Source organism: Flavobacterium noncentrifugens (assembly GCF_900100375.1).
GTDB classification, from domain to species: Bacteria; Bacteroidota; Bacteroidia; order Flavobacteriales; family Flavobacteriaceae; genus Flavobacterium; species Flavobacterium noncentrifugens.
The window spans coordinates 341,749-366,400 of record NZ_FNEZ01000001.1 but is presented as its reverse complement, the minus strand read 5'-3'; the positions used below and the strand labels follow the sequence as shown (position 1 = coordinate 366,400).

The window sequence follows — 24,652 nt, the reverse complement described above, 5'->3', positions numbered from 1 at the left end:
ATAAAGAATTATAACCATGAAAAAATTAATGATGTTAGTTGCGGTTTTAGGATTGGCTACAACTATGACTTACGCTCAGGAAGCGCCTGCAAAAACTGTAAAAAGCAACAAAAAACACAAAACGGAAGTGGTAAAAACGGAAACGAAAACCGAAACCAAAGCAGCGCCTGCAAAAACAGAAACCGCTAAAAAAACAACCACTAAAGTGGAAACAAAAACAAAAACAAAATAATTTATAACAAATAAAAAATCAATATCATGAAAAATTTAATGATGATCGCAGCGGTTTTAGGATTAACAACAACTATGGCGTTTGCTCAGGATGCGCCAGCAGCTAAAGTTGAAAAACATGCTAAAAAGCATAAAACTGAAATGAAAGCCGACGCTAAAGCTGCAAAAACTGAAGCTAAGGCAGACGCAAAAATGGCTAAAGCTGAAGTAAAAGCGGAAGCTGCAAAAACTAAAAAATAATTAGTATTTCCCGGTTGCAAAGAATGGTAAGAGGTTTTTTGTAATCATAGTTTAATAGTTTTGGTTAACGAAAAAGCCGGCAATGTCATTTGCCGGCTTTTAGTTTTTAGGGCAATCGTTAAAATTTACAGAATGAATGCGCCCCGCAATTGGATTCTTTGTTAATTTGTCAAAAATATCTCAAAAATGGTTCGTTGGCTTTTGCTTATCGCAGTGTTGTTGTTCATCGAGTTCTATGCTTTTCAGGCGTTTCGCACCCTAACCAAACTTCGTTGGGCGCTGCTTTCTTATCAGGTTATCAGCTTGTTGCTGCTTGTTTTCATTGTTTATTCTTTCACGCAATTCGATCGGTCGGTTGGGCAAACAAAACAGACTTTATTTACGATGGGTTTGCTGTTATTGGTATATGTTCCGAAAATTGTATTGATGCTGATCATGTTTGGCGAAGATATTTACAGGTTATTTCGTGGCGGGATCAATTATTTTATTAATGCAGATATTGATACGAGCGTTTTTCCGACGCGGAGAAAATTCGTTAGCCAGGTCGGATTTGGATTGGCAGCTATTCCGTTTTTGTCTTTGATTTACGGAATTGCCATCGGACGTTATAATTTCAAGGTTTTAAAACAAACCGTTTACTTTCCCGATCTTCCTGATGCTTTCGACGGATTTAAGATCACCCAGATTTCAGATGTGCACAGCGGAAGTTTCGACAATCCCGAAAAGATCAACTATGCGATCGATTTGATCAATGAACAGGATTCGGATATGATTTTGTTTACCGGCGATATCGTGAATACGCATGCGACTGAAATGCATCCGTGGCTCGAAACGTTCAACCGCATCAGGAAACACGATTTCGGCAAATATTCCGTTCTAGGAAACCACGATTACGGTGAATACATCGACTGGAAATCTGCGAAAGCGAAAGACGATAATTTTGCGGCAATTAAAGATCTGCACAGGCAAATTGATTTTAAACTGATGCTGAACGAACATGCATTTATCGAAAAAGGAAACGGCAGGATTGCACTTGTTGGCGTAGAAAACTGGGGCAAAAATTTTAAGCAGGCGGGCGATTTGCACAAAGCTTCGCAAAACCTCAAAAAAGAAGATTTCAAGATTTTAATGAGCCATGATCCAAGCCATTGGGAATATGAAGTCAAAAACCACCCGACGAATTACCATTTAACGCTGGCCGGACATACACACGGCATGCAGTTCGGGATTGAAATTCCGGGCTATTTCAAATGGAGCTTGGCGCAATACGTCTATAAACAGTGGGCTGGCTTATATGAAGAATTTGGAAGATATGTCTATGTGAACCGCGGTTTTGGTTATCATGCTTATCCGGGACGCGTTGGGATCATGCCTGAAATCACGGTTCTCGAACTAAAAAAAGGGCAAAAATTAGCATAATTCGTTAAAAATGTTACTTTTGTATCGTAATATCTCTAATCGCGAGGTTTAGAAAATAAATATTTTGGTTTTATGTCAAAATTTGGAGAACTTATAAATGCGCAGGTTCCGGTGTTAATTGACTTTTACACAGAGTGGAACGAATCTTCAGTATCGATGCATCCGGTCATTCGCGACGTCGCTGCCGCTTTGGGCGACAAGGCAAAAGTGATCAAAATCGATGTTGATAAGAATCAGGAACTGGCCGATGCACTTCGCATCAAAGGTTTGCCAACGCTGATGATCTATAAAGGCGGACAAATGATCTGGAGGCAATCCGGGGAACTCGATGCCAATACGATCATTGGGCTCGTGCAGGAACAAATCTAGGCCAAGACTTCACACTTAAATCCTTTTTCGGAAAGAAATTTCAACGTTTCAGGCAATGCATACCGCATGTTTGGAAATGCTTTGATGCTGTCGTGAAAAACGATGATGCTTCCCGATGCTACATTTTTCAATATGTTTTGCAGACATTCTTCCTGGGTGACATGTGAATCAAAATCGGCGCTGACAATGTCCCACATGATGATTCTGTAACCAGATTTCGTCAGGATTTTCGCCTGCGATCTTTTGATCTTTCCATAAGGCGGACGTACTAAATTTGTTTTGATTTGATGCTGCTCCATTTGCACTTCGCATAATTTTACATTTTCAATATACTTTTCCGTTTCGGTTTCCCAGCCTTTTAAATGGTTGAAAGTGTGGTTTCCGATGGCGTTTCCCGACGCAATGACTTTTTTAAAAACGCCCGGATTTTTCCTGATGTTATCGCCGATGCAGAAAAAAGTGGCTTTTGCATTATATTTTTTAAGTTCGGATAAAACGAATTCGGTGACTTCGGGAATCGGGCCGTCATCAAAAGTCAGGTAGACTTTGTTCTCGGCATTTGGAATTTCCCAAACGTATTTTGGAAACAGCCATTTGATGATTTTGTGGGTTTTGATCCAGAGTTTCATTGGCAGACAAATAAGGATTCTAAAAACTAAATTTTATTTTAAACCATTAAGGCATTAAGAAAATGAAACTTAATGCCTTAATGGGTGCAAGAAAATGAATTAAAAAAATGTGCCAATCAGTTTCCAAATTGGCACATTTGATATTTAAAATTCAAATCTTATTCATTGTCTCTTCCAAAACGCTCGAACATTTTGTTGTAGGAATTGAATGTTGATTTGTTTTTGTTGTAATATTCAATATCGCCGCGGTCTTTCATGACATGCAGCAAGCCTCTGTAACGCTCGATGTCGGTTATGATGTCAATGATGATATCGCTTTGCTCAGAAGGGCGCAATTCTTTGTAATAATCAAGATTTTGCTTGTATTTCGTCATTAACTCATCAAGCAAATGGCGCGCCTTTTCTTTTTCGCCGATTTCATAATAACCTCCGGCAAACGGATCGAGCAGTGAATAATAGCCGAAATATTTCAGCGGCATTTTGTCCATCGCCAGATCGATGATCTTTTTAGCTTTGTCTTTTTTGCCTTCATTGATCAGTTGCTCCATCAATCGTGCAAGGTTTGTACGGTAAGAAATGCTGTTTTTGCGCGTTTCAGGATCGTGGTAGATTTTCGGGCTGTTGCTATTGCCCCAATCCCATTTCATGACGATGTTGTACATTTTTTCAGAATCGATCTGTCCCATGTCGAGCGGGCTGCCGTCTTTTGGAATTGCAGTCTTAACCGGGATAAGTTTGTAAACCATGCCTTCAAGCTGAAGGTAATCTTTCATCCAGATGTAATCGTCATCGCCAAAACTTCCGCCGGTAAAATACATCGGGCGTTTCCAGTTGTTGTTTTTCACGATGTCCAGCATCATGAGGCGGTTTTTATAGATTGCCTGTCCTTTGATGTCGACGTCGATGTACGGAACGATCGAATCATAATATTGCGGGCTGACCACTTTATTTTTGATAATGGTTTCTTTGTCGATAGTAATTCGGATTTTATTCGTCGGATAAAAATGGATTTTCTGGCCGTTGCCCATTTCGATCAGCGTTTGCGGATTGTCGCTTCCGATGAATTCCAATAGGTTTTTGATGTCCCAACGGTTTTCGGTTTTCGGGCTGTGAACCGCATAATCGAGTTTGTCACCTACATATTGGTCGTGTGTAAAAGTAATCGGAACGCCGTCGGCTTCATACGATTTGGCTTTCATCTGATCAATATACCAATCGGTCATCAACAAACTTGTACAAACGATTTTCACATCGGTTCTGTAATGTTCGATTTCCTGCGCATACCAAAGCGGGAACGTATCGTTGTCTCCGATCGTAAATAATATCGCATTGGGCTCACATGAATTCAGGTAAGCCTTTGCCATTGCGATTGATGTATATCTGTTCGAACGGTCATGGTCGTCCCAATTTTGAGAAGCCATTAAAACCGGTGCTGCGAGCAAAGCGGCTGCAATGACAATCGGGCCGGCCAATTTTGGTTGCAGGTAATTTTTAAATTTATCGTAGATCGCGTACACTCCAAATCCGATCCAGATCGCGAAAACGTAGAATGATCCTACCAAGGCATAATCGCGTTCTCTTGGCTCAAACGGACGCTCATTCAGGTAAATTTTTAATGCCAGTCCTGTAAATAAAAACAACGCCAAAAGCACATAAAAACTTTTAAGGTCTTTGTTTGCGTGGTAAAGCAATCCGATGATCCCGAGAATGAATGGCAGGAAAAAATACATATTTCGTCCTTTGTTGTGCAAGACATCGTAAGGAAGATTTTCCTGCGAACCCAAATGCATTTCATCGATAAAATTGATGCCGCTAAGCCAGTTTCCGTCGAGGTTGTCATATTTTCCCTGAATGTCGTTTTGCCTTCCGGTGAAATTCCACATTAAATACCTCCAGTACATATAGCCAAATTGGTATTCGACCATAAAGCCTAAATTGTCAAAAGTGGTAGGCTTTTCAATATTTAGATAATCGCCATAACTTTTCAGGAACGTCACATAACCGGCGTTGTCAATGTCGTGTGAAGCGTATGCTTTCCTGAATTCAGCAATAATATCAACGAGTTCTTTTTCTTCAGAATATTCGGGTTTAATCTTAAATTTCAGCGGATGCGTAAAATTCATGTAATTTTCAGCATGATCGGTGCTCCACATTCTTGGCAGAAATGCTTTTTGGGAATCGCTGCTGTTTTGTTCGGCGTTTTTATAATTGTTGGTAATTACATATTTGTTGGTTTTGTAATCACGCTCGTAATTCGGCGCTTTATCAGAATAAGGATTTTCTTCATCCACGCCAACGAACATATCCGAAAATTGCGGGCCGTAAAACAAGGGATTCACACCGTATTGTTCTCGGTTGTAATAGGCTAAAACCTCTGCGGCATCTGATGGTTTGTTTTCATTGATGACCGTATTGGCATTGGCGCGAATGGGCAGCATCATCCAGGTAGAAAATCCAATTAATATAAATAAGGTGCATAAAATGATCGTGTTATAGAAAACTTTTCCTTTTTGATGGGTGTATTTGATCCCAAAATAAAACAATGCGATTAACACCAAAGCAACGAAAATCGTTCCGGAATTGAATGGCATTCCGAGGTTGTTGACCATGAAGATCTCAGTTTTTCCGAAGAATCCCATAGTCCATGGAAGCAGCCATTTGTAAATAACAAGGAAAACCGATACAGATGCTACATTCGCAATAATGAAATTCTTAATCGTAACGGTTTGGTAATTTTTAAAATAATACAACAATCCGATTGCCGGGATCGTAAGCAACGCCATAAAGTGAACTCCGAAAGAAAGCCCGACGACCAGTGAAATAATTAAAAGCCATTTGTTGCCGCGTGGTGTATTCATGTCTTGTTCCCAACGCAATCCGAGCCAGAATAACAGCGCAATGAGTAAAGTCGCCATCGCATATACTTCGGCCTCGACGGCATTGAACCAGAAACTATCAGAAAAAGTGTAAGCCAAAGCGCCTACAAATGAACCTCCTAAAATGACGATTGAATTGCTGGTGTTGAGTTCTGAAACCCGTGCAATTATTTTTTTCAGGATTATCGTAGAAGACCAGAATAGGAACAAAATAGTAAAGGCGCTTGAAAACACCGACATCATGTTGACCATCAAAGCTACATGTGTTTTATCCGTCGCAAACATAGCGAAGAACGCCCCGATCATCTGGAATAATGGCGCTCCAGGCGGATGGCCTACTTCAAGCTTGGCTGCAGTTGCGATGTATTCGCCGCAATCCCAGAAACTCATTGTTGGTTCTACGGTTAAAGTATAAGTTAGTAAGGCGATCGCGAAGGCAAACCAGCCTGTAATTGTATTCCATTTACTGAAATTAAATGTCGTCATACGAGTGTCATAATATTTTGCGATACAAAGAAACTATTTTTTGCCCAAAGAAACGGATATTAACAAAAATTTCTAAAACTTAAGATCCCAGTATTCCTTTCCTAATAGCAGATTTTAAAGACTTTAAAAATTTTAAAAATGTTACACCAAAAATTTTTTTATAAAAAAGCAGGAAATGTTTGTGAAAAATAAAATTTGTATTAAATTTGCCCTCGCTTAACAGCAATGGAATTGGCCCATGGTGTAATGGTAACACTACTGTTTTTGGTGCAGTCGTTCAAGGTTCGAGTCCTTGTGGGCCAACAAAAAACTCCTCAGGAAACTGAGGAGTTTTTTTATTTGGATGGATTCTAGAATTATATTTTGAAAGTGATTACAGGCCTTACTGCGTGATTTACAAGATCTTCGCTGATGCTTCCGTTGAAAAAATGGGCAAAACCAGTTCTTCCGTGCGTGCACAATCCGATCAGATCGGCATTGACGCTGTTTGAAAAATTGAGTACGCCTTTTTCAACGTTCACATCATTATAAATATGAAGCGAGTGGTTTGGATAATCGAATTCGCGGATAAAATCGCTCATGATTTTCTCGGCAAGGTGTGTTGGTTTAAAAGTATTCGGTGTATTGATCATGACCAGATGCAATTGCGCGTTGAAAGCGCGGGCAAATTCGGTCAGTTGTTTAAAAGGTTTTTTGATCTCGTTTGAAAAATCAGAAGCAAATACGAAATTCGACGCTTTAAACACTTCAGTTTCGTTTTTAATCACAAGTACGGGAACATCTGAAAAGCGAACGACTTTTTCAGTATTCGAACCAATGAACATTTCCTGGAAACCACTTGCGCCATGCGAACCCATAACGATAAAGTCGATGTCGTTTTTCTTACTCACCGCCAGAATGCCTTCAAAAGCTTTTTCAAACTGAACGATTTCTGAAACGGGAATGCCTTCGAGGTAATCAACGTCCATCAAATCTTCAAGATTGCTGATGGCTTTGTTTTTAAAGAACATGATTTCAGGAATGTCGCTTCCGGCTCCAAGTGCGTCACTTCCCTGATGGGGCAATTCCAGCATGTGCAGTAAAATAATTTCGCTGTTGTTTTCCTTTGCGATCTGTGCAGCGACTTTAAGGGCGTATTCTGCGTGTGGGGAAAAATCGGTTGGGACTAAAATTCTTTTCATGGTGTAAATGTTTGTAAGAAATTGTGTAAAAAACTTCAATATTGTTGATACAATAAAGATAAGAAATAATTTTACATTTGCCTGATTTTTTGATTTATAAAAAAATCATTATATTTGCACCGTTATTTATTAAAAACTGAATAATGAGGGGACAGGCGTCCCCTCTTTTTATAAGCATATGACATTTAGAGAAAAAGTTCAGGACTTACTTGATGCGGGATTGGCAGAAAAACCAAATGTTTTTTTGATCGATCTCACGATTACCGACGGTTTCAAAATTATTGTAACTTTAGATGGCGATCTGGGCGTGACTTTGCAAGACTGCATTGACATCAGCAGGGCGATCGAGCACAATTTAGACCGTGAAGAACAGGATTTTTCACTTGAAGTCGCATCAGGCGGATTGGCGCCGTTGCAAAACATCCGCCAGTACCGTAAAAACATCGGTCGGAATTTAAAAGTAAAAACCGCAAACGACACCATTGAAGCCGAGCTGACAGCCGTAACCGATGAATTCATCACGCTGTCGTGGGAAGCAAGAGAACCAAAAAAAGTTGGTAAAGGAAAAGAAACCGTTCAGAAGACACAGGAAATCCCTTTTTCAGAAATCAAAGAAGCAATTGTTACAATAACATTTTAATTTAAAGAGTTGGCATGGAAAATTTAGCATTAATCGATTCATTTTCAGAATTCAAAGACGACAAGTTAATTGATCGTGTAACGCTTATGGCGATATTGGAAGATGTGTTCAGAAATGCACTGAAGAAAAAATTTGGGTCGGATGACAATTTTGACATCATCATCAACCCCGATAAAGGCGATATGGAAATCTGGAGAAGACGCGTGATCGTTGCCGATGACGATCTGGATCTGGAAAATGAGGAAATTACGTTGACCGAAGCCAGAAAAATCGAACCCGATTTTGAAATTGGCGAAGAAGTTTCTGAAGAAGTAAAATTAATCGATCTTGGAAGAAGAGCGATTTTGGCTTTGCGCCAGAATTTGATCTCGAAAATCCACGAACATGACAATACGAATCTTTACAAGCAATTTAAGGATCTGATCGGCGATATTTATACGGCAGAAGTACACCACGTGCGTCCAAGAGTGGTTATTTTAGTCGATGATGAAGGAAACGAGATTGTGCTTCCGAAAGAAAAACAAATTCCATCGGATTTTTTCCGCAAAGGTGACAACGTTCGCGGCATCATCGAAAGCGTGGAATTGAAAGGAAACAAACCGCAAATCATCATGTCTCGTACCTCTGAGAAATTCCTCGAAAAATTATTCGAACAGGAAATTCCGGAAGTTTTTGACGGTTTGATCATGGTCAAAAACGTAGTAAGGATTCCAGGTGAAAAAGCGAAAGTGGCCGTAGATTCTTACGATGACAGAATCGATCCTGTTGGTGCCTGCGTCGGAATGAAAGGATCGCGTATCCATGGAATCGTTCGTGAACTCGGAAACGAAAACATCGACGTGATCAATTACACCAGCAACATCCAGTTGTATATTACGAGAGCATTGAGCCCTGCAAAAGTATCTTCCATCAAAATTAATGAAGAAACTAAAAGAGCAGAAGTTTTCCTGAAACTGGAAGAAGTTTCGAAAGCGATCGGACGCGGCGGGCACAACATCAAACTCGCTGGTTTATTAACGGGTTACGAATTGGATGTCATTCGTGAAGGAAACATTGCTGAAGAAGAAGATGACGTTGAATTGACAGAGTTTTCAGATGAGATCGAAGCCTGGGTAATTGAAGAATTCGCTAAAATCGGACTCGATACCGCAAGAAGCATCCTGAAACAAGATGTCGATGACCTCGTAAGAAGAACTGATCTTGAAGAAGAAACGATCCTCGATGTCATGAAAATATTAAAAGAAGAATTTAATAGCTAAAAGTCTTAACTACAACTACATACACAACACAACAAAAAAAGGTAATAATAAAAAGATTTTATGTCTGAAGAGAGAGTAATAAGAATAAACAAGGTTTTAAGGGAATTAAATATTTCTTTGGAAAGGGCTGTCGATTATCTTAAAGATAAGGGAATTGCTATTGATGCAAATCCGAACGCCAAGATTTCCGATGCGGAATTTAATATCCTGCAAAATCAATTTGCGGGCGATAAGGGCAATAAAGAGGCTTCGAAAGAAGTCAGCGAAGAGAAGAGAAAAGAAAAAGAAGCTTTGCGTATCGAAAGGGAAAAAGAGATCGAGGACAAACGCAAACAGGACGAAGAACGCCAACGCCAGCAACAGGAAGTAATCAAAGCGAAAGCGGTGGTTACAGGCCCGAAACAGGTGGGTACGATTGATTTGAATCCACAAAAACCGGCTGCTGCGCCAACACCAAAACCAGCGGAAGCTCCGGCTGCACCAGTTGCAAAAGCGGAACCAGCGACTGCACCAGTAGCTGCTGAAGCGCCAAAAACCGAAGCTCCGGTTGCAGAAAAAACAGAAGCGCCAACCCGAGGCGTAGCCGAATCGAGCGCAGCTAAAGCGGTTGAAGCAGCACCTCAGGTAAAAGCGCCTGAAGTAAAAGCGCCAGATGCATCGGCTCCTGTTGAAGAAGCGATCACGACACAATATCAAAAATTATCCGGTGCCACCTTAACCGGACAAACGATTGATTTGTCGCAATTCAACAAACCGAAAAAGAAAAAAGAAGAGCCGAAAATTACACCTAACAAACCGGGAACAAATCCTGCTGCGGGTGCAAATAATAATGCGAATAAAAACAAACGGAAAAGAATTCCTTCGAAACCGGGCGAAACCACAAGGCCGCCGGGCGTTCCGGGAGCGCACAATCCGAATAAAATCACGCCAAATGCCGGTGGAAATGCTGCAAACAGAAGCGCGCGTCCTGGTTTCGTAAAAGGAAACAGGCCGATCGTTGCTAAAGTAGAGCCAACGGAAGAAGAAGTGAAAAACCAAATCCGTGAAACCCTTGAAAAACTTCAGGGTAAAGGCGGAAAATCAAAAGCTGCGAAATACAGAAGAGATAAAAGGGATACGCACCGCCAGAAATCTGATGACGAGCAAAGATCATTGGAAGAAGGCAGTAAAACCATCAAAGTAACCGAGTTTGTTACCGTTGGTGAAATTGCGATCATGATGGATGTGCCGATTACGAAAGTCATCGGAACCTGTATGTCGCTTGGAATCATGGTTACCATGAACCAGCGTTTGGATGCAGAAACCTTAACGATTGTTGCCGATGAGTTTGGATATGATGTAGAATTCATCACCACCGATCTTGAAGACAACATCCAGGTTGAAGAAGATAAAGCAGAAGATTTAGTAACAAGAGCGCCGATCGTAACCGTAATGGGCCACGTCGATCACGGTAAAACATCGCTTTTGGATTACATCCGTAAGGAAAATGTAATCGCCGGAGAATCAGGTGGAATCACGCAGCACATTGGTGCTTACGGGGTAACATTGGATAACGGTCAAAAAATCGCATTCCTCGATACGCCAGGTCACGAAGCGTTTACCGCGATGCGTGCACGTGGTGCGCAGGTTACCGATATCGCAATTATCGTGGTAGCTGCCGATGATGACATCATGCCACAAACAAAAGAGGCGATCAGCCACGCACAAGCTGCGAATGTGCCGATCATTTTTGCAATCAATAAAGTCGATAAGCCGAATGCGAACCCTGAGAAAATCAAGGAACGTTTGGCCGGAATGAATTTATTGGTCGAAGACTGGGGTGGAAAAATCCAGTCGCACGATATTTCTGCCAAAGTAGGAACAGGTGTTAAGGAATTGCTTGAAAAAGTATTGCTTGAAGCAGAAATTCTTGAATTAAAAGCCAATCCAAACAAAGCGGCTTCAGGAACGGTTGTCGAAGCATTTTTAGATAAAGGTAAAGGATACGTTTCTACGATTTTAGTCCAAAACGGAACATTAAAAATAGGGGATTATATGCTTGCCGGAAAACACCATGGCAAGATCAAAGCAATGCACGATGAGCGTGGTAACGTAGTCCTTGAGGCTGGTCCGTCAACGCCGGTGTCTGTTTTGGGTCTTGATGGCGCAGCGACAGCGGGTGACAAATTTAACGTGTTTGAAGACGAAAGAGAAGCTAAAGCCATTGCTGCCAAACGTACCCAATTGATGCGCGAGCAATCAGTTCGTACCCAACGTCACATTACACTTGCCGAAATTGGTCGTCGTATCGCACTCGGACAGTTTAAAGAACTCAACATCATCCTTAAAGGTGACGTGGATGGTTCTGTAGAAGCGTTGTCTGATTCGTTCTCGAAATTATCGACCGAAGAAATCCAGATCAATATCATCCACAAAGGAGTTGGAGCAATTACAGAAACCGATGTCATGTTGGCATCAGCATCTGACGCGATCATCATCGGATTTAATGTTCGTCCTGCTGGAAACGCCAGGCAATTGGCAGACAAAGAAGAAATTGACATCAGAAACTACTCGATCATCTATGATGCGATCGATGATTTGAAAGATGCGATGGAAGGCATGTTGTCGCCAGAAATGAAAGAAGAAGTAACTGGAACTGCCGAAATCAGGGAATTGTTCAAAATATCGAAAATCGGAACCATCGCAGGTTGTATGGTTACAGACGGAAAAATCTTCAGGAATTCAAGAATCCGTATCATCCGCGAAGGCGTTGTCGTTCACACAGGCGAATTGACTGCATTGAAACGTTTCAAAGACGATGTGAAAGAAGTTTCCAAAGGGTATGATTGCGGTATCCAGATCAAAGGCTACAACGACATTGAAGAAAGAGATGTCATTGAAGCATTCCAGGAAGTTGCTGTGAAGAAAAAACTGAAATAGCAGCTGAGTGCAAAGAACTAAGTATCTGATTTTTTCAGCATAGTATATAAAAAAAGCGTCCATTTACTGGGCGCTTTTTTGTTTGTGAATGTATGATTTTTTAATTTTGCTGTGCAATTGTGCAATTGTGCAATTGTGCAACTTCCTACTTGTTTGGCTTAATCAACAGCGCATTCGGATACTTTTTTTTCAATTCCGAAAGGTTGCGTTCTGCTTCGATTCTCGACTTGAAATTTCCAACCCAGACCTTGTATGTTGGCGTACTGAAAACAATCGTCCCATCAAGGCTTTTATAGTCCCTTCTAAAATCGGTTAGCGTCTTTTTTGAAGTTTCGCTATCCCCATTGAAAATCTGTATTTTATAGCGGTCGTTTATTGTAATTGACGAGTTGATTTTTCTTTTTTCGGCAAGCAACTGTTCAAATTTTTGGTCTTGCGTAACGGTTGTAGTGCCGCCCTGTGCATGAGCGTTTGCTGTTATAATACAGTACAGAATTGTTCCAAATAACAGGCTTTTCGATTCGATAATTTTCATAAGGCGGTGATTTTTATACAAATGTAGTATTTAATAAAATATACGAAATCAAAAATATTATTTAGAATTAATATAAATTGATATTTAAGACTATTTTAAGGTTTTAAGAATAGTTCATAAGTCGTATTTTTGTGCAAGTTTTAAAAACAGTGTGCCTTTTTCTGTTGCAATTTGATCAGGAAAACCATGCAAATTTTAGTCGATAATCATTTATAATATGAAAAAAGTGGGTAACCATAATTCGATTTCAAGGATTTTACTTTTGAGTCTGGCTGTAATGCTGACTTTCTCCTTCACTTCAAATGCGCAAACCGCTGCTCCTGCAGCAACACCAGCTGCTCCGGCGGCAGCAACCGCAGCTCCAGCTGCAGGGGCGGGTGATCCTGTAAAAGGAAAAGAGCTTTTCAATACCAATTGTGCTGCCTGTCATAAACTTGATGCCAAATCAACAGGGCCGGCTTTGCGTGGTGTAAAAGAAAAGCATGAAATGGCATGGATCTACAAATGGGTTCACAACAGTTCTGAAGTGATCAAATCAGGAGATGCGACTGCGGTAAAATTATTCGCAGAAAACAACAAGTCGGTAATGACTGCGTTCCCGCAATTGTCGGAAGGTGATATTGATAACATTATCGCTTACACTTCTACGCCTAAAGCGGAACCTGCTGTTGGTGCTGCGCCTCCGGGAACAGTTACTGCTGCTTCTGAGGGAAGTGAAATTTCGAACAATGTCGTTCTTGGTGCGTTGGCAGTTGTCATGTTATTATTGGTGGTGATGTTGTTCATGGTAAACAGCGTGTTGACCAAAGTAGCAAAAGCCAACGGAATCGAAGTTGCGCCAAAAGAAAAAAGAACGCCGATCTGGAAAGCATTTGCCCAAAATCAATTTTTGGTGTTGGTAACGTCAATTTTCTTGTTGCTTGCCAGCGGATATTTCGTTTACGGTTACCTGATGCAAATTGGTGTAGACCAAAACTACGAACCGATCCAGCCTATTCATTACTCACACAGAATCCACGCGGGAAGCAACGGAATCAACTGTAAATATTGCCACTCTGCGGCGCGTGTTTCTAAAAATGCAGGGATTCCTTCTTTAAATGTTTGTATGAACTGCCACAAAAATATTTCTGAAGTTTCTGATACGACTGCAACGCCAGACCATTCAAAAGCATTCTACGACGGGGAAATCGCAAAATTATACACCGCTGTTGGCTGGGATAAAGCCACTCAGAAGTACACTGGAAAAACACAGCCTGTAAAATGGGTGCGCATCCACAACCTGCCAGATTTCGTTTACTTCAACCACTCGCAACACGTTTCTGTTGCCGGTGTAGAATGCCAGACTTGCCACGGTCCGGTTCAGGAATTCGAAGTGATGAAACAATTCTTTCCATTAACTATGGGCTGGTGTATTGACTGTCACAGAAAAACCGACGTGAAAATGGAAGGCAATGAATACTACGCAAAAATCCACGCAGAACTCTCTAAAAAATACGGTGTAGACAAATTGACTGCAGCGCAAATGGGAGGCTTGGAATGCGGTAAATGCCACTACTAATTTGTTTGATTGCCGATTTGGCTGAATAGCCGAATCAACGATTAACCGAATGCGATTAACAAAAAATAATTAAGAAGCTTAATATTTATATACGATGTCATCAAACAAAAAATACTGGAAAAGTGTTGAAGAACTAAACGAAAATAGTTCTATTGTTGAGGCGCTTAGAAATAACGAATTTGTTGAAGAAATCCCGACAGATGAATTTTTAGGAAATAAAGATTCCCTTTCAAACTCTTCAACTACAAGACGTGATTTTTTAAAGTACGTTGGATTTAGTACGGCTGCGGCGACGCTTGCTGCCTGCGAAGGTCCTGTGCACAAGTCGATACCTTATGTCGTCCAGCCGGAGCAAATCATTCCTGGAGTTGCTGATTTCTATGCCACTTCTGTTTTTGACGGATTCGATTTTGCTAATATTTTAGTAAAAACCCGCGAAGGCCGACCGATTAAAATAGAAAACAACACGATTGCTGGTGCTAAGTTTGCTGCCAATGCAAGGGTTCATGCGTCTGTTTTGTCAATGTACGACAGCATGCGTTTGAAAGAACCGAAAATTGCCGGAAAACCTGCAAGCTGGTCAGATGTTGATGCTAAAATCAAAGCCGGAATCGCCGACGCAAAAGCGTCAGGAAAGCAAATCGTACTTTTAACAAACACACTTGCGAGTCCATCTACTGAAAAACTAATCGCCGAATTCATCGCTAAAAACCCGGGTTCAAAACACGTCGTTTACGATGCAGTTTCATCCTCTGAAGCTTTGGATGCTTTCGAAGCAGTTTACGGAGAACGCGCATTGGTAGATTATGATTTCGGAAAAGCTTCTTTAATTGTTTCTGTTGGTGCAGATTTCTTGGGAGATTGGCAGGGCGGAAGCTACGATACAGGTTATGCTCAGGGCAGAATTCCAAGAAACGGAAAAATGTCACGCCACTTCCAGTTCGAATCCAATATGACTTTATCCGGTGCTGCTGCTGATAAACGTGTTGCAATGACCGTTTTCAATCAGAAACAGGCATTGGTAAAAATATACGGTATCATTACAGGTGCCGCAGTTTCCTCAAACCTTGACAAAGCATTTGATGCTGATGTTACAAAAGCGGCGCAGCAATTGAAAGCGGCCGGTTCTAAAGGGGTTTTGGTTTCAGGGATTCAAGATAAAAATGCACAATTGCTGGTTTTGGCCATCAATCAGGCTTTACAAAGCGAGGCTTTCTCGACTGCAGGGACAAGACAAATCAGAAAAGGGTCTAACCAGCAGGTTGCCCAACTGATCGCTGATGTTCAGGCAGGAAAAGTAGGCACTTTGATCATGAGCGGTGTGAATCCGGTGTATACTTTACCAAATGGCGAAGCATTCAAATCGGCATTGAAAAATGTAAAAACTTCAGTAGCGTTCTCTTTGAAAGAAGACGAAACCGCTTCGGTGGTAACGGTTGCTGCTGCTGTGCCTCATTACTTAGAGTCTTGGAATGACTTAAGTCTGACCAAAGGTGCATACGCATTGACGCAACCTACGATCCGTCCATTATTCAACACCAAACAATTTCAGGAAGGTTTGATGTCTTGGAATGGTGATGCCGGAACTTATTATGATTATTTAAAAGCCAATTCAGCGTCATACACTGGCGGCTTGTCTTGGAATAAAGTATTGCACGATGGTTTATATGCAGGTGCTTCGGCTCCAGCTGCGGGCGGAAGTGCAGATTATTCAGCCGCTGCAAATGCTTTGGCAGGATCAAAATCAACAGGTTTGGAATTGGTATTGTATACCAAAGTCGGTCTTGGCGATGGCCAGCAGGCAAACAACCCATGGTTGCAGGAATTCCCGGATCCGATTACACGTGTGTCTTGGGACAATTATGTAACCGTTTCAAAATTTGATGCCGACAAATTAGGCATGACCAATGAAATCGTTGCCAATGGCGGATTGAACGGAAGCTACGCAAACCTTGTGGTTGATGGCGTAAAACTAGACAATGTTCCGGTAATCGTTCAGCCTGGACAAGCGAAAGGAACCGTTGGTTTGTCTTTCGGATATGGACGCAAAGCAGCGCTTAAAGAAGAAATGAAAGTAGGTGTGAACGCTTACGCATTGTATAAAGGTTTTAATGATGTACAGACCGTTTCGATTACGAAAGCTGGCGGAGAACATGAGTTTGCTTGTGTTCAGGGTCAGAAAACGTTAATGGGCCGTGGCGATATCATCAAAGAAACGACTTTGGAGATTTTCAATACCAAAGACGCTAAAGTGTGGAACCCTCAGCCAATGGTTTCTTTAGACCACGCAGAGGTAGAAGCGACTAAAGTGGATTTGTGGGAATCTTTCGACCGTTCGGTAGGACACCATTTCAACTTGTCAATCGACCTGAATGCTTGTACCGGTTGTGGTGCTTGTGTGATCGCTTGCCACGCTGAAAACAACGTTCCTGTCGTAGGTAAATCTGAAGTCAGAAGAAGCCGTGATATGCACTGGTTGCGTATTGACCGTTACTATTCTTCTGAAGAAACTTTTGCAAAAGACAACGAGAAAAAAGAAAACTTCAACGGTTTGTTTGGAGATAAAGGTTCGCTTGGCGGATTTGGACAAATGGAGCACGCTTCAGACAATCCACAGGTTGCCTTTCAGCCGGTAATGTGCCAGCACTGTAACCACGCACCTTGTGAAACGGTTTGTCCTGTTGCGGCAACTTCGCACGGACGCCAGGGGCAAAACCAAATGGCTTACAACCGTTGCGTCGGAACCAGATACTGTGCCAACAACTGTCCGTATAAAGTACGCCGTTTCAACTGGTTCTTGTACAACAAAAACAGCGAATTCGATTACCACATGAATGATGATTTAGGCCGTATGGTCTTGAATCCAGACGTAAACGTTCGTTCCCGTGGGGTAATGGAAAAATGTTCGATGTGTATCCAAATGACACAGTTGACTATTTTGACTGCGAAACGCGAAGGCAGGGTGATCAAAGACGGTGAATTCCAGACGGCTTGTTCGGCTGCTTGTTCATCGGGCGCTATGATTTTTGGAGATGTGAACGACAAAGAAAGCAAAGTCGCTGAATTGCTCGAAGACGACAGAATGTACCACTTGTTGGAGCATGTCGGAACAAAACCAAACGTTATCTATCACGTAAAAGTCAGAAATACCTAGTATAAAAATAAAATTAATAAACAAGATAAAGGATTATGTCGTCTCACTACGAAGCACCCATTAGAAAACCTTTAGTTATTGGTGATAAAACTTATCACGATGTAACAGTAGATGTCGCTGCGCCTGTTGAAGGCAGAGCCAACAAACAATGGTGGACTGTATTTTCAATCGCATTAATCGCATTCCTTTGGGGATTAGGTTGCATTATTTACACCGTATCTACAGGTATCGGAACTTGGGGATTAAATAAAACGGTAGGCTGGGCCTGGGATATTACCAACTTCGTTTGGTGGGTAGGTATCGGTCACGCCGGAACATTGATTTCAGCCGTATTGTTATTGTTCCGTCAACGATGGAGAATGGCGATCAATAGATCTGCGGAAGCGATGACGATTTTCTCAGTGATCCAGGCAGGTTTGTTCCCGATCATCCACATGGGTCGTCCATGGTTGGCGTATTGGGTTTTGCCAATCCCGAACCAATTCGGTTCGCTTTGGGTCAACTTCAACTCACCGCTTCTTTGGGACGTATTCGCGATCTCGACGTATCTTTCAGTTTCATTGGTATTTTGGTGGACTGGTTTGCTTCCTGATTTCGCAATGTTGAGAGACAGAGCGGTAACGCCTTTTACAAAAAGAGTGTATTCAATTTTAAGCTTCGGATGGAGCGGACGTGCCAAAGACTGGCAGCGTTTCGAAGAAGTTTCCCTGGTACTTGCCGGATTGGCAACGCCACTTGTACTTTCTGTACACACGATTGTATCCTTTGACTTTGCTACCTCGGTAATCCCGGGATGGCATACGACCATCTTCCCGCCTTATTTCGTTGCAGGTGCGGTATTCTCAGGATTCGCAATGGTAAACACACTTTTGATCATTATGAGAAAAGTGTCAAATCTGGAAGCTTACATTACCATCCAACATATCGAATTGATGAATATTGTAATCATGATTACAGGTTCGATCGTTGGGGTTGCTTATATTACAGAGTTGTTCGTGGCCTGGTATTCAGGAGTAGAGTATGAGCAGTATGCGTTCTTAAACAGGGCAACCGGACCGTACTGGTGGGCATACTGGTCGATGATGACTTGCAACGTATTCTCTCCGCAATTCATGTGGTTCAAAAAATTAAGAACGAGCATCATGTTCTCTTTCATTATTTCGATTGTGGTAAACATCGGGATGTGGTTTGAGCGTTTCGTGATCATCGTGACCTCATTGCACCGTGATTACCTGCCGTCTTCATGGACGATGTTTTCGCCAACTTTCGTTGATATCGGAATCTTTATCGGAACAATCGGTTTCTTCTTTGTATTATTCCTGTTGTATGCACGTACATTCCCTGTGATTGCTCAGGCAGAGGTAAAAACAATCCTGAAATCATCCGGAGACAACTATAAAAAATTAAGAGAAGAAAATAAACATTCACATCATGAGCACTAATAAAGTAATACACGCCATTTATAATGACGATGATGTCTTGATGGATGCCGTTAGAAAAACGCGTATTGCGCACCATCATATTGAAGAAGTATTCACGCCTTTCCCGGTTCACGGATTGGACAAAGCGATGGGTATTGCTCCAACGAGATTAGCGATTTGTGCGTTCATCTATGGCTGTCTCGGATTGACAGTTGCCACTACGATGATGGATTATATCATGATTCAAGACTGGCCGCAGGATATCGGCGGAAAGCCAAGTTTCAGCTACATCCAGAATATGCCGGCTTTCGTACCGGTCATGTTTGAAATGACGGTATTTTTTGCTGCCCACTTAATGGTCGTTACTTTTTACATGAGAAGTAAATTGTGGCCGTTCAAACAAGCAGAAAATCCGGATGTGAGAACCACTGACGATCATTTCCTGATGGAAGTGGCCGTAAGCGGAAATGAAGAAGACATGGTGTCGTTTTTCCAAAACACCGGAGCAGTGGAAGTTAAAGTAATTGAAAAGCATTAACACAGATATGAAAAGGGTATATAAAATAGCACTTTTAGCAGCCATTACGGTGTTGGGTTCTTCGTGTCACAACGACAAGAAGCCGAACTACCAGTACATGCCAAATATGTATGAAGCGGTGAGTTATGAAACTTATTCTGAATCAAATGCTTTCAAAAACGGTAAAGAAGGACAACTTCCTGCACCTGGATCTATAAACAGAGGTTTCGAAGTTTATGATTATCCAAATACGACAGCAGGTTATGATGCCGCTAAAGCCAATTCCAAATCACCAATCGGAACTTTATCCGATGCAGATATGGAAAAAGCAAAAGGGCTTTTCGAAATTTACTGTGCGATTTGCCACGGAACTGCCGGTGACGGAAAAGGAAAACTCGTAAAACAAGAAAAATTCCTTGGCGTTCCAAGTTATAAAGACAGGGTAATTACTGAAGGAAGTGTTTTTCACGTGGAGACTTACGGATTAAACGCCATGGGTTCTCACGCGAATCAATTGAGTTCGCACGAACGTTGGTTGGTTGCGGCTTATGTCATTAAACTCAAAGGAGAATAACAATTGTAGAACAAACTGATCGTAATTAGCTATGTACACATTTTCAAGTAAATTAAAAACATTCTCCTTTATCCTGATGATCGTCGGTATCCTTGGGATCGGATATGGTTTTTTAACTGCACCAAAAGATATTCAGGAAGTTGAAAAAATCCTTGCAGCCAGCGCACACGGGGAACACCATGCAGCTGCGGCAGAAGGACATGAAGCAGCGCCTGCGCACGAAGCCGAAGCGGCACCAGCTAAAGCTACGCACGAAGCGACACCAGCTGCAGTTGCTGTAAACGCAAAAGAAAAAGACCTGGATACCATGCATGTTGATACGCTTTCAGTTGCGGTTGCACCAGCTGCAGAAAGCCACGAAGCGCCGGCAGTTGCTCACAAAGCGCACAAAGCGGAAGTTCATGATGAGCACGCAGAACATCAGGCACACTTGGAGCATGTATTGCACCAGTTGCAAAACAAACCATGGGCTGCTTTATACGTAGCTTGTATTTTCTTCATGTTTATTTCACTTGGCGTATTGGCTTTTTATGCCATCCAACAGGTGGCTCAGGCAGGTTGGTCACCAGTATTGTTCCGCGTGATGCAAGGAATTACAGCTTATTTGCCTGTGGGTTCGGTAATCTTTTTTATCTTCTTAATTCTTTGCGGACTTCACTTTAACCATTTGTTCATTTGGTTGGATCCGAAAGTCGTTGCTGAAGACGAATTGATCAGAAATAAATCAGGCTATTTGAATTTCCCATTCTGGATCATCCGTGCTGCGGTTTTCCTTATCGGATGGAACTTATACCGTTATTATTCAAGAAAAAACTGTTTGGCACAAGACGAAGCAAATGACGATCTGTATTACAAAAAGAACTTCAAATTATCAGCGGTATTTTTAGTATTCTTTATCGTAACCGAGTCAATTATGTCATGGGACTGGATCATGTCAATCGACCCACACTGGTTCAGTACGTTGTTCGGATGGTACGTATTCATGAGCTTCTTCGTAAGCGCAGTGACTACAATCTGTCTGGTAACTTTATATTTGAAATCAAAAGGATATTTAGAGCACGTCAATACAAGCCACATTCACGATTTAGCGAAATTCATGTTCGGTTTCAGCGTCTTCTGGACATACTTATGGTTCTCGCAATTCATGTTGATCTGGTATGCAAACATTCCTGAAGAAGTAACCTATTTCATTACTCGAATCGAACACTACAACCTTCCGTTCTTCGGAGCTGTTGTCATGAACTTCGTGTTCCCGATCTTAATCCTTGTCAATACCGATTTCAAAAGAATCACCTGGGTATTGGTAATGGCCGGAACGGTAATTTTATTCGGACACTATATTGATTTCTTCAACATGATCATGCCGTCATCTGTAGGCGACCAATGGTTCATCGGAATTTCTGAAATCAGTTCTGTATTGTTTTTCCTTGGATTGTTTATCTTAGTCGTATTCACAGCATTGACCAAAGTGCCGTTGTTGCCAAAAAGAAATCCTTTCATCGAAGAAAGTAAACATTTTCATTATTAATATTTAAAGTAAAAACAGATGACAAGTTTGTTGGTAATTATAGTTTTAGTTTTATTATCCGTTGCATTGTGGCAATTGACGAAGATTTTTGATCTGACTCAGGTGGGCGCCAATGCGGATAATTCACAAGTGGCTAATGATAATGATAATTATGTTCAGGGATATTTGATGTTTGGCTTTTTGACCTTCATTTATGTATTCACCATCTTCGGTTTGTTTAAATGGAGCCATTTGATTCTTGGAACACCGGCTTCGGCTCACGGTGCGCAAGTGGACAATTTGATGAATATTACCTGGGTGCTGATCTTCACCGTTCAGGCCATTACACAGGTTTTGTTGCACTATTTTGCATTCAAATACAGAGGTAAAAAAGACCAGAAAGCATTGTATTTTGCAGATAATGATAAATTGGAGTTTGTATGGAGCGTAATCCCTGCAGTTGTTTTGGCCGGTTTGATCCTTTACGGATTGTATGCCTGGACTAACATCATGTTTGTCAATGAAAAAGAAGAAGATGTGATGGTGGTCGAATTGTACGCACAACAATTCAAATGGACTGCAAGATATTCTGGTGAAGACGATGTTTTAGGAAAAGCCAATGTAAGATACATTGAAGGTGTTAACACTTTAGGTGTTGATTTAGCCGATCCGAACGCTCAGGATGATAAAGTAGTTTCTGAACTGCACTTACCGAAAGGAAGAAAAATCCTTTTCAAAATGCGTTCTCAAGATGTATTGCACTCTGCTTACATGCCGCACTTTCGCGCCCAGATGAACTGTGTCCCGGGAATGGTGACCCAATTTGCTTTCGAACCGATTTATACCACTGCCGAAATGCGCGAAATGGATTTCATGCAGGAAAAAGTGGCGAAAATAAACGAGCTTCGTGCTAAAAAAAGTGCCGAATTGGTTGCAAAAGGTGAAACCGCATTAGACCCTTACACCTTTGATTATTTATTGCTTTGTAACAAGATCTGTGGTGCTTCGCATTACAACATGCAAATGAAAATTGTAGTTGATACTCCGGAAGATTTCAAAAAATGGCTGGCTGAAAAACCAACATTGATCGAAGAAGTCAAAACGGCAAATGCAGCTCCGGCTCCGGCTGAAGGCGCGCCAGCTTCTAAAGATACTGCTGCAAAACCGATGGATACGGCAAAAACTGCAAAAGTTTCAGCTCCGGCGGCAGCAAAACCTGCACCAACAAAAGCAGTAGCGGTAAAATAAAAATTAAGAAAATTTAAAGTAAACAATATGTCAGCAGTAGCTCACGATCACGGACACGATCACGACCATTCACACGATCACGACCACGAACACCATCATAAAGATACTTTTATAACTAAATATATATTCAGTATCGATCACAAGATGATTGCCAAGCAATACTTGATCACAGGTATTATCATGGGCGTTATCGGTGTCGGAATGTCGATGCTTTTCAGAATGCAGTTGGCATGGCCTGAAGAATCTTTTAAGATTTTTAATTTCTTATTGGGAGATAAATTTGCACCAAACGGTGTGATGACCAATGATATTTACCTCGCTTTGGTAACGATTCACGGAACCATCATGGTTTTCTTCGTACTGACAGCAGGTTTGAGCGGAACGTTCAGTAATTTATTGATTCCGCTTCAGATTGGAGCGCGCGATATGGCTTCAGGATTCATGAATATGATTTCATATTGGTTGTTTTTTCTTTCAAGTGTAATCATGGTTTCTTCATTATTCGTTGAAGCTGGCCCGGCATCTGCAGGCTGGACGATTTATCCGCCATTGAGCGCCTTGCCGCAAGCCATTGGAGGTTCAGGAACTGGTATGACCTTGTGGTTGGTTTCTATGGCGATTTTCATTGCATCTTCTTTAATGGGATCTTTGAATTACGTTGTAACGGTCATCAACTTGAGAACAAAAGGAATGTCTATGACGAGATTGCCACTTACCATCTGGGCATTTTTCGTGACAGCCATTATCGGTATCGTTTCGTTCCCGGTTTTGTTATCAGCAGCTTTGTTGCTGATCATGGACAGAAGTTTCGGAACGTCATTCTTCCTTTCTGATATTTACATCGCCGGAGAAGTATTGCATTACCAAGGTGGTTCACCGGTATTGTTCGAACACTTGTTCTGGTTCTTAGGACACCCAGAGGTTTACATTGTATTGTTGCCTGCTTTGGGAATCACATCTGAAGTAATCGCAACAAACTCCCGCAAGCCAATCTTCGGATACCGTGCGATGATCATGTCGATCCTGGCGATTGCATTCCTATCTACGATTGTTTGGGGCCACCACATGTTCCTTTCGGGAATGAATCCATTCCTTGGATCGGTATTTACATTCACGACTTTATTGATTGCGATCCCATCGGCAGTAAAAGCGTTCAACTACATCACAACTTTATGGAAAGGAAACCTGCAGTTAAATCCTGCGATGTTATTTTCTATCGGATTGGTATCAACATTCATCACAGGTGGTTTAACAGGGATTATTCTTGGAGACAGTACACTTGATATTAACGTTCACGATACGTATTTTGTAGTGGCACACTTTCACCTCGTAATGGGTATTTCTGCCCTTTACGGAATGTTTGCCGGAATCTACCACTGGTTCCCGAAAATGTTCGGAAGAATGTTAAACAAAAACTTAGGATACGTACACTTCTGGGTAACGGCAGTTTGTGCTTATGGTGTTTTCTTCCCGATGCACTTTATCGGATTGGCCGGTTTGCCAAGACGTTACTACACAAACACCAACTTCCCATTATTCGACGATTTGCAGAATGTAAACGTACTGATTACGACTTTCGCCTTAATTGGTGGTGCGTTCCAATTGGTATTCCTTTATAACTTCTTCAGCAGTATTTTCTACGGAAAACGCACCGTTCAAAATCCATGGAAATCCAATACTTTGGAATGGACTGCACCAATCGAACACATCCACGGAAACTGGCCTGGAGAAATCCCGGAAGTACACAGATGGCCGTACGATTACAGCAAACCGGGACATGACGAAGATTTCGTTCCTCAGCACATCCCGATGAAAGAAGGTGAAGAACAATTGCACCACTAAATTTCAAATATATAAAGCCTTCCACTTCGGAGGGCTTTTTTATTGGA

General features: G+C 41.6%; 19 protein-coding genes and 1 tRNA gene. 16 read left to right on the top strand and 4 right to left on the bottom strand.

The window, feature by feature from the left end; genetic code table 11:
• The first annotated feature begins 16 nt into the window (after window positions 1-16).
• The 4 genes from BLS32_RS01655 (at window position 17) to BLS32_RS01640 (ending at window position 2,259) form a co-directional block, all read left to right on the top strand.
• Window positions 17-232, top strand: a complete 216-nt coding sequence (locus BLS32_RS01655) for a hypothetical protein (protein WP_091391566.1) — start codon at window positions 17-19, stop codon at window positions 230-232.
• 26 nt (window positions 233-258) lie between these two features.
• Complete coding sequence (locus BLS32_RS01650) at window positions 259-471, top strand: hypothetical protein (RefSeq protein WP_091391565.1); 213 nt, start codon at window positions 259-261, stop codon at window positions 469-471.
• A 186-nt stretch (window positions 472-657) separates the two neighbouring features.
• Window positions 658-1,890, top strand: coding sequence for a metallophosphoesterase (locus tag BLS32_RS01645; protein WP_091391564.1), 1,233 nt, complete (start codon window positions 658-660; stop codon window positions 1,888-1,890).
• 72 nt (window positions 1,891-1,962) lie between these two features.
• Window positions 1,963-2,259, top strand: coding sequence for a thioredoxin family protein (locus BLS32_RS01640; protein WP_091391563.1), 297 nt, complete (start codon window positions 1,963-1,965; stop codon window positions 2,257-2,259).
• Here BLS32_RS01640 and BLS32_RS01635 read toward each other — a convergent pair.
• Window positions 2,256-2,888: a polysaccharide deacetylase family protein gene (locus BLS32_RS01635; protein ID WP_091391562.1), complete on the bottom strand. Its 633-nt coding sequence runs from the start codon at window positions 2,886-2,888 to the stop codon at window positions 2,256-2,258. The genes BLS32_RS01640 and BLS32_RS01635 overlap by 4 nt on opposite strands.
• 158 nt (window positions 2,889-3,046) lie before the next feature.
• Entirely contained in the window at window positions 3,047-6,250 is a 3,204-nt protein-coding gene (locus BLS32_RS01630) for a glycosyltransferase family 117 protein (protein ID WP_091391561.1), read from the bottom strand.
• Window positions 6,251-6,482: 232 nt separating this feature from the next.
• On the opposite strand from BLS32_RS01630, the gene BLS32_RS01625 reads away from it, so the two are divergent.
• Window positions 6,483-6,553, top strand: a tRNA-Gln gene (locus BLS32_RS01625).
• Between the two features lie 53 nt (window positions 6,554-6,606).
• Here the strand turns inward: BLS32_RS01625 and BLS32_RS01620 are convergent.
• A complete protein-coding gene (locus tag BLS32_RS01620; RefSeq protein ID WP_091391560.1) occupies window positions 6,607-7,431 on the bottom strand; it encodes a universal stress protein in 825 nt (274 codons plus the stop codon).
• 178 nt (window positions 7,432-7,609) lie between these two features.
• Here BLS32_RS01620 and rimP point away from each other — a divergent pair, with 178 nt between their 5' ends.
• The 3 genes from rimP to infB are packed head-to-tail and all read left to right on the top strand — an operon-like array spanning window position 7,610 to window position 12,249.
• The gene (gene rimP / locus BLS32_RS01615) at window positions 7,610-8,071 is read left to right on the top strand and encodes a ribosome assembly cofactor RimP (protein WP_091391559.1); all 462 of its coding nucleotides are present in this window, start codon (window positions 7,610-7,612) and stop codon (window positions 8,069-8,071) included.
• Window positions 8,072-8,085: 14 nt separating this feature from the next.
• The gene (nusA, locus tag BLS32_RS01610) at window positions 8,086-9,330 is read left to right on the top strand and encodes a transcription termination factor NusA (protein ID WP_091391558.1); all 1,245 of its coding nucleotides are present in this window, start codon (window positions 8,086-8,088) and stop codon (window positions 9,328-9,330) included.
• A gap of 60 nt (window positions 9,331-9,390) precedes the next feature.
• On the top strand, window positions 9,391-12,249 hold the full coding sequence (infB, locus tag BLS32_RS01605; protein WP_091391557.1) for a translation initiation factor IF-2: 2,859 nt from the start codon (window positions 9,391-9,393) through the stop codon (window positions 12,247-12,249).
• 145 nt (window positions 12,250-12,394) lie between these two features.
• On the opposite strand, the gene BLS32_RS01600 is transcribed toward infB, so the two are convergent.
• Window positions 12,395-12,784, bottom strand: coding sequence for an SPOR domain-containing protein (locus BLS32_RS01600; RefSeq protein ID WP_091391556.1), 390 nt, complete (start codon window positions 12,782-12,784; stop codon window positions 12,395-12,397).
• Between the two features lie 217 nt (window positions 12,785-13,001).
• Here BLS32_RS01600 and BLS32_RS01595 point away from each other — a divergent pair, with 217 nt between their 5' ends.
• The 8 genes from BLS32_RS01595 to BLS32_RS01560 all read left to right on the top strand — a co-directional run bounded on the left by BLS32_RS01595 (window position 13,002) and on the right by BLS32_RS01560 (window position 24,605).
• Window positions 13,002-14,342 (top strand): c-type cytochrome, encoded by a 1,341-nt coding sequence (locus BLS32_RS01595; protein ID WP_091391555.1) that lies wholly within the window; start codon window positions 13,002-13,004, stop codon window positions 14,340-14,342.
• Between the two features lie 94 nt (window positions 14,343-14,436).
• A complete protein-coding gene (locus BLS32_RS01590) occupies window positions 14,437-17,496 on the top strand; it encodes a TAT-variant-translocated molybdopterin oxidoreductase (RefSeq protein WP_091391554.1) in 3,060 nt (1,019 codons plus the stop codon).
• Window positions 17,497-17,531: 35 nt separating this feature from the next.
• Window positions 17,532-18,938, top strand: a complete 1,407-nt coding sequence (gene nrfD, locus BLS32_RS01585) for an NrfD/PsrC family molybdoenzyme membrane anchor subunit (RefSeq protein ID WP_091391553.1) — start codon at window positions 17,532-17,534, stop codon at window positions 18,936-18,938.
• Window positions 18,928-19,455, top strand: coding sequence for a DUF3341 domain-containing protein (locus BLS32_RS01580; protein WP_091391552.1), 528 nt, complete (start codon window positions 18,928-18,930; stop codon window positions 19,453-19,455). The genes nrfD and BLS32_RS01580 overlap by 11 nt, the downstream gene beginning before the upstream one ends.
• A gap of 7 nt (window positions 19,456-19,462) precedes the next feature.
• Complete coding sequence (locus BLS32_RS01575; protein WP_091392351.1) at window positions 19,463-20,008, top strand: c-type cytochrome; 546 nt, start codon at window positions 19,463-19,465, stop codon at window positions 20,006-20,008.
• Window positions 20,009-20,039: 31 nt separating this feature from the next.
• Window positions 20,040-21,536, top strand: a complete 1,497-nt coding sequence (locus BLS32_RS01570; RefSeq protein WP_091391551.1) for a quinol:cytochrome C oxidoreductase — start codon at window positions 20,040-20,042, stop codon at window positions 21,534-21,536.
• Window positions 21,537-21,554: 18 nt separating this feature from the next.
• On the top strand, window positions 21,555-22,763 hold the full coding sequence (locus tag BLS32_RS01565) for a cytochrome c oxidase subunit II (protein WP_091391550.1): 1,209 nt from the start codon (window positions 21,555-21,557) through the stop codon (window positions 22,761-22,763).
• A 27-nt stretch (window positions 22,764-22,790) separates the two neighbouring features.
• The gene (locus tag BLS32_RS01560; RefSeq protein ID WP_091391549.1) at window positions 22,791-24,605 is read left to right on the top strand and encodes a cytochrome c oxidase subunit I; all 1,815 of its coding nucleotides are present in this window, start codon (window positions 22,791-22,793) and stop codon (window positions 24,603-24,605) included.
• Window positions 24,606-24,652 lie beyond the last annotated feature (47 nt).

What these genes read in the sequence shown, in the direction of transcription:
- BLS32_RS01630 (WP_091391561.1), bottom strand. Translation starts at nt 6,250, where the DNA reads ATGACGACATTTAATTTCAGTAAATGGAATACAATTACAGGCTGGTTT.
- infB (WP_091391557.1), top strand. Translation starts at nt 9,391, where the DNA reads ATGTCTGAAGAGAGAGTAATAAGAATAAACAAGGTTTTAAGGGAATTA.
- rimP (WP_091391559.1), top strand. Translation starts at nt 7,610, where the DNA reads ATGACATTTAGAGAAAAAGTTCAGGACTTACTTGATGCGGGATTGGCA.
- BLS32_RS01650 (WP_091391565.1), top strand. Translation starts at nt 259, where the DNA reads ATGAAAAATTTAATGATGATCGCAGCGGTTTTAGGATTAACAACAACT.
- BLS32_RS01595 (WP_091391555.1), top strand. Translation starts at nt 13,002, where the DNA reads ATGAAAAAAGTGGGTAACCATAATTCGATTTCAAGGATTTTACTTTTG.
- BLS32_RS01640 (WP_091391563.1), top strand. Translation starts at nt 1,963, where the DNA reads ATGTCAAAATTTGGAGAACTTATAAATGCGCAGGTTCCGGTGTTAATT.
- BLS32_RS01620 (WP_091391560.1), bottom strand. Translation starts at nt 7,431, where the DNA reads ATGAAAAGAATTTTAGTCCCAACCGATTTTTCCCCACACGCAGAATAC.
- BLS32_RS01575 (WP_091392351.1), top strand. Translation starts at nt 19,463, where the DNA reads ATGAAAAGGGTATATAAAATAGCACTTTTAGCAGCCATTACGGTGTTG.
- nusA (WP_091391558.1), top strand. Translation starts at nt 8,086, where the DNA reads ATGGAAAATTTAGCATTAATCGATTCATTTTCAGAATTCAAAGACGAC.
- BLS32_RS01570 (WP_091391551.1), top strand. Translation starts at nt 20,040, where the DNA reads ATGTACACATTTTCAAGTAAATTAAAAACATTCTCCTTTATCCTGATG.
- BLS32_RS01645 (WP_091391564.1), top strand. Translation starts at nt 658, where the DNA reads ATGGTTCGTTGGCTTTTGCTTATCGCAGTGTTGTTGTTCATCGAGTTC.
- BLS32_RS01580 (WP_091391552.1), top strand. Translation starts at nt 18,928, where the DNA reads ATGAGCACTAATAAAGTAATACACGCCATTTATAATGACGATGATGTC.
- BLS32_RS01635 (WP_091391562.1), bottom strand. Translation starts at nt 2,888, where the DNA reads ATGAAACTCTGGATCAAAACCCACAAAATCATCAAATGGCTGTTTCCA.
- BLS32_RS01590 (WP_091391554.1), top strand. Translation starts at nt 14,437, where the DNA reads ATGTCATCAAACAAAAAATACTGGAAAAGTGTTGAAGAACTAAACGAA.
- BLS32_RS01560 (WP_091391549.1), top strand. Translation starts at nt 22,791, where the DNA reads ATGTCAGCAGTAGCTCACGATCACGGACACGATCACGACCATTCACAC.
- BLS32_RS01565 (WP_091391550.1), top strand. Translation starts at nt 21,555, where the DNA reads ATGACAAGTTTGTTGGTAATTATAGTTTTAGTTTTATTATCCGTTGCA.
- BLS32_RS01600 (WP_091391556.1), bottom strand. Translation starts at nt 12,784, where the DNA reads ATGAAAATTATCGAATCGAAAAGCCTGTTATTTGGAACAATTCTGTAC.
- BLS32_RS01655 (WP_091391566.1), top strand. Translation starts at nt 17, where the DNA reads ATGAAAAAATTAATGATGTTAGTTGCGGTTTTAGGATTGGCTACAACT.
- nrfD (WP_091391553.1), top strand. Translation starts at nt 17,532, where the DNA reads ATGTCGTCTCACTACGAAGCACCCATTAGAAAACCTTTAGTTATTGGT.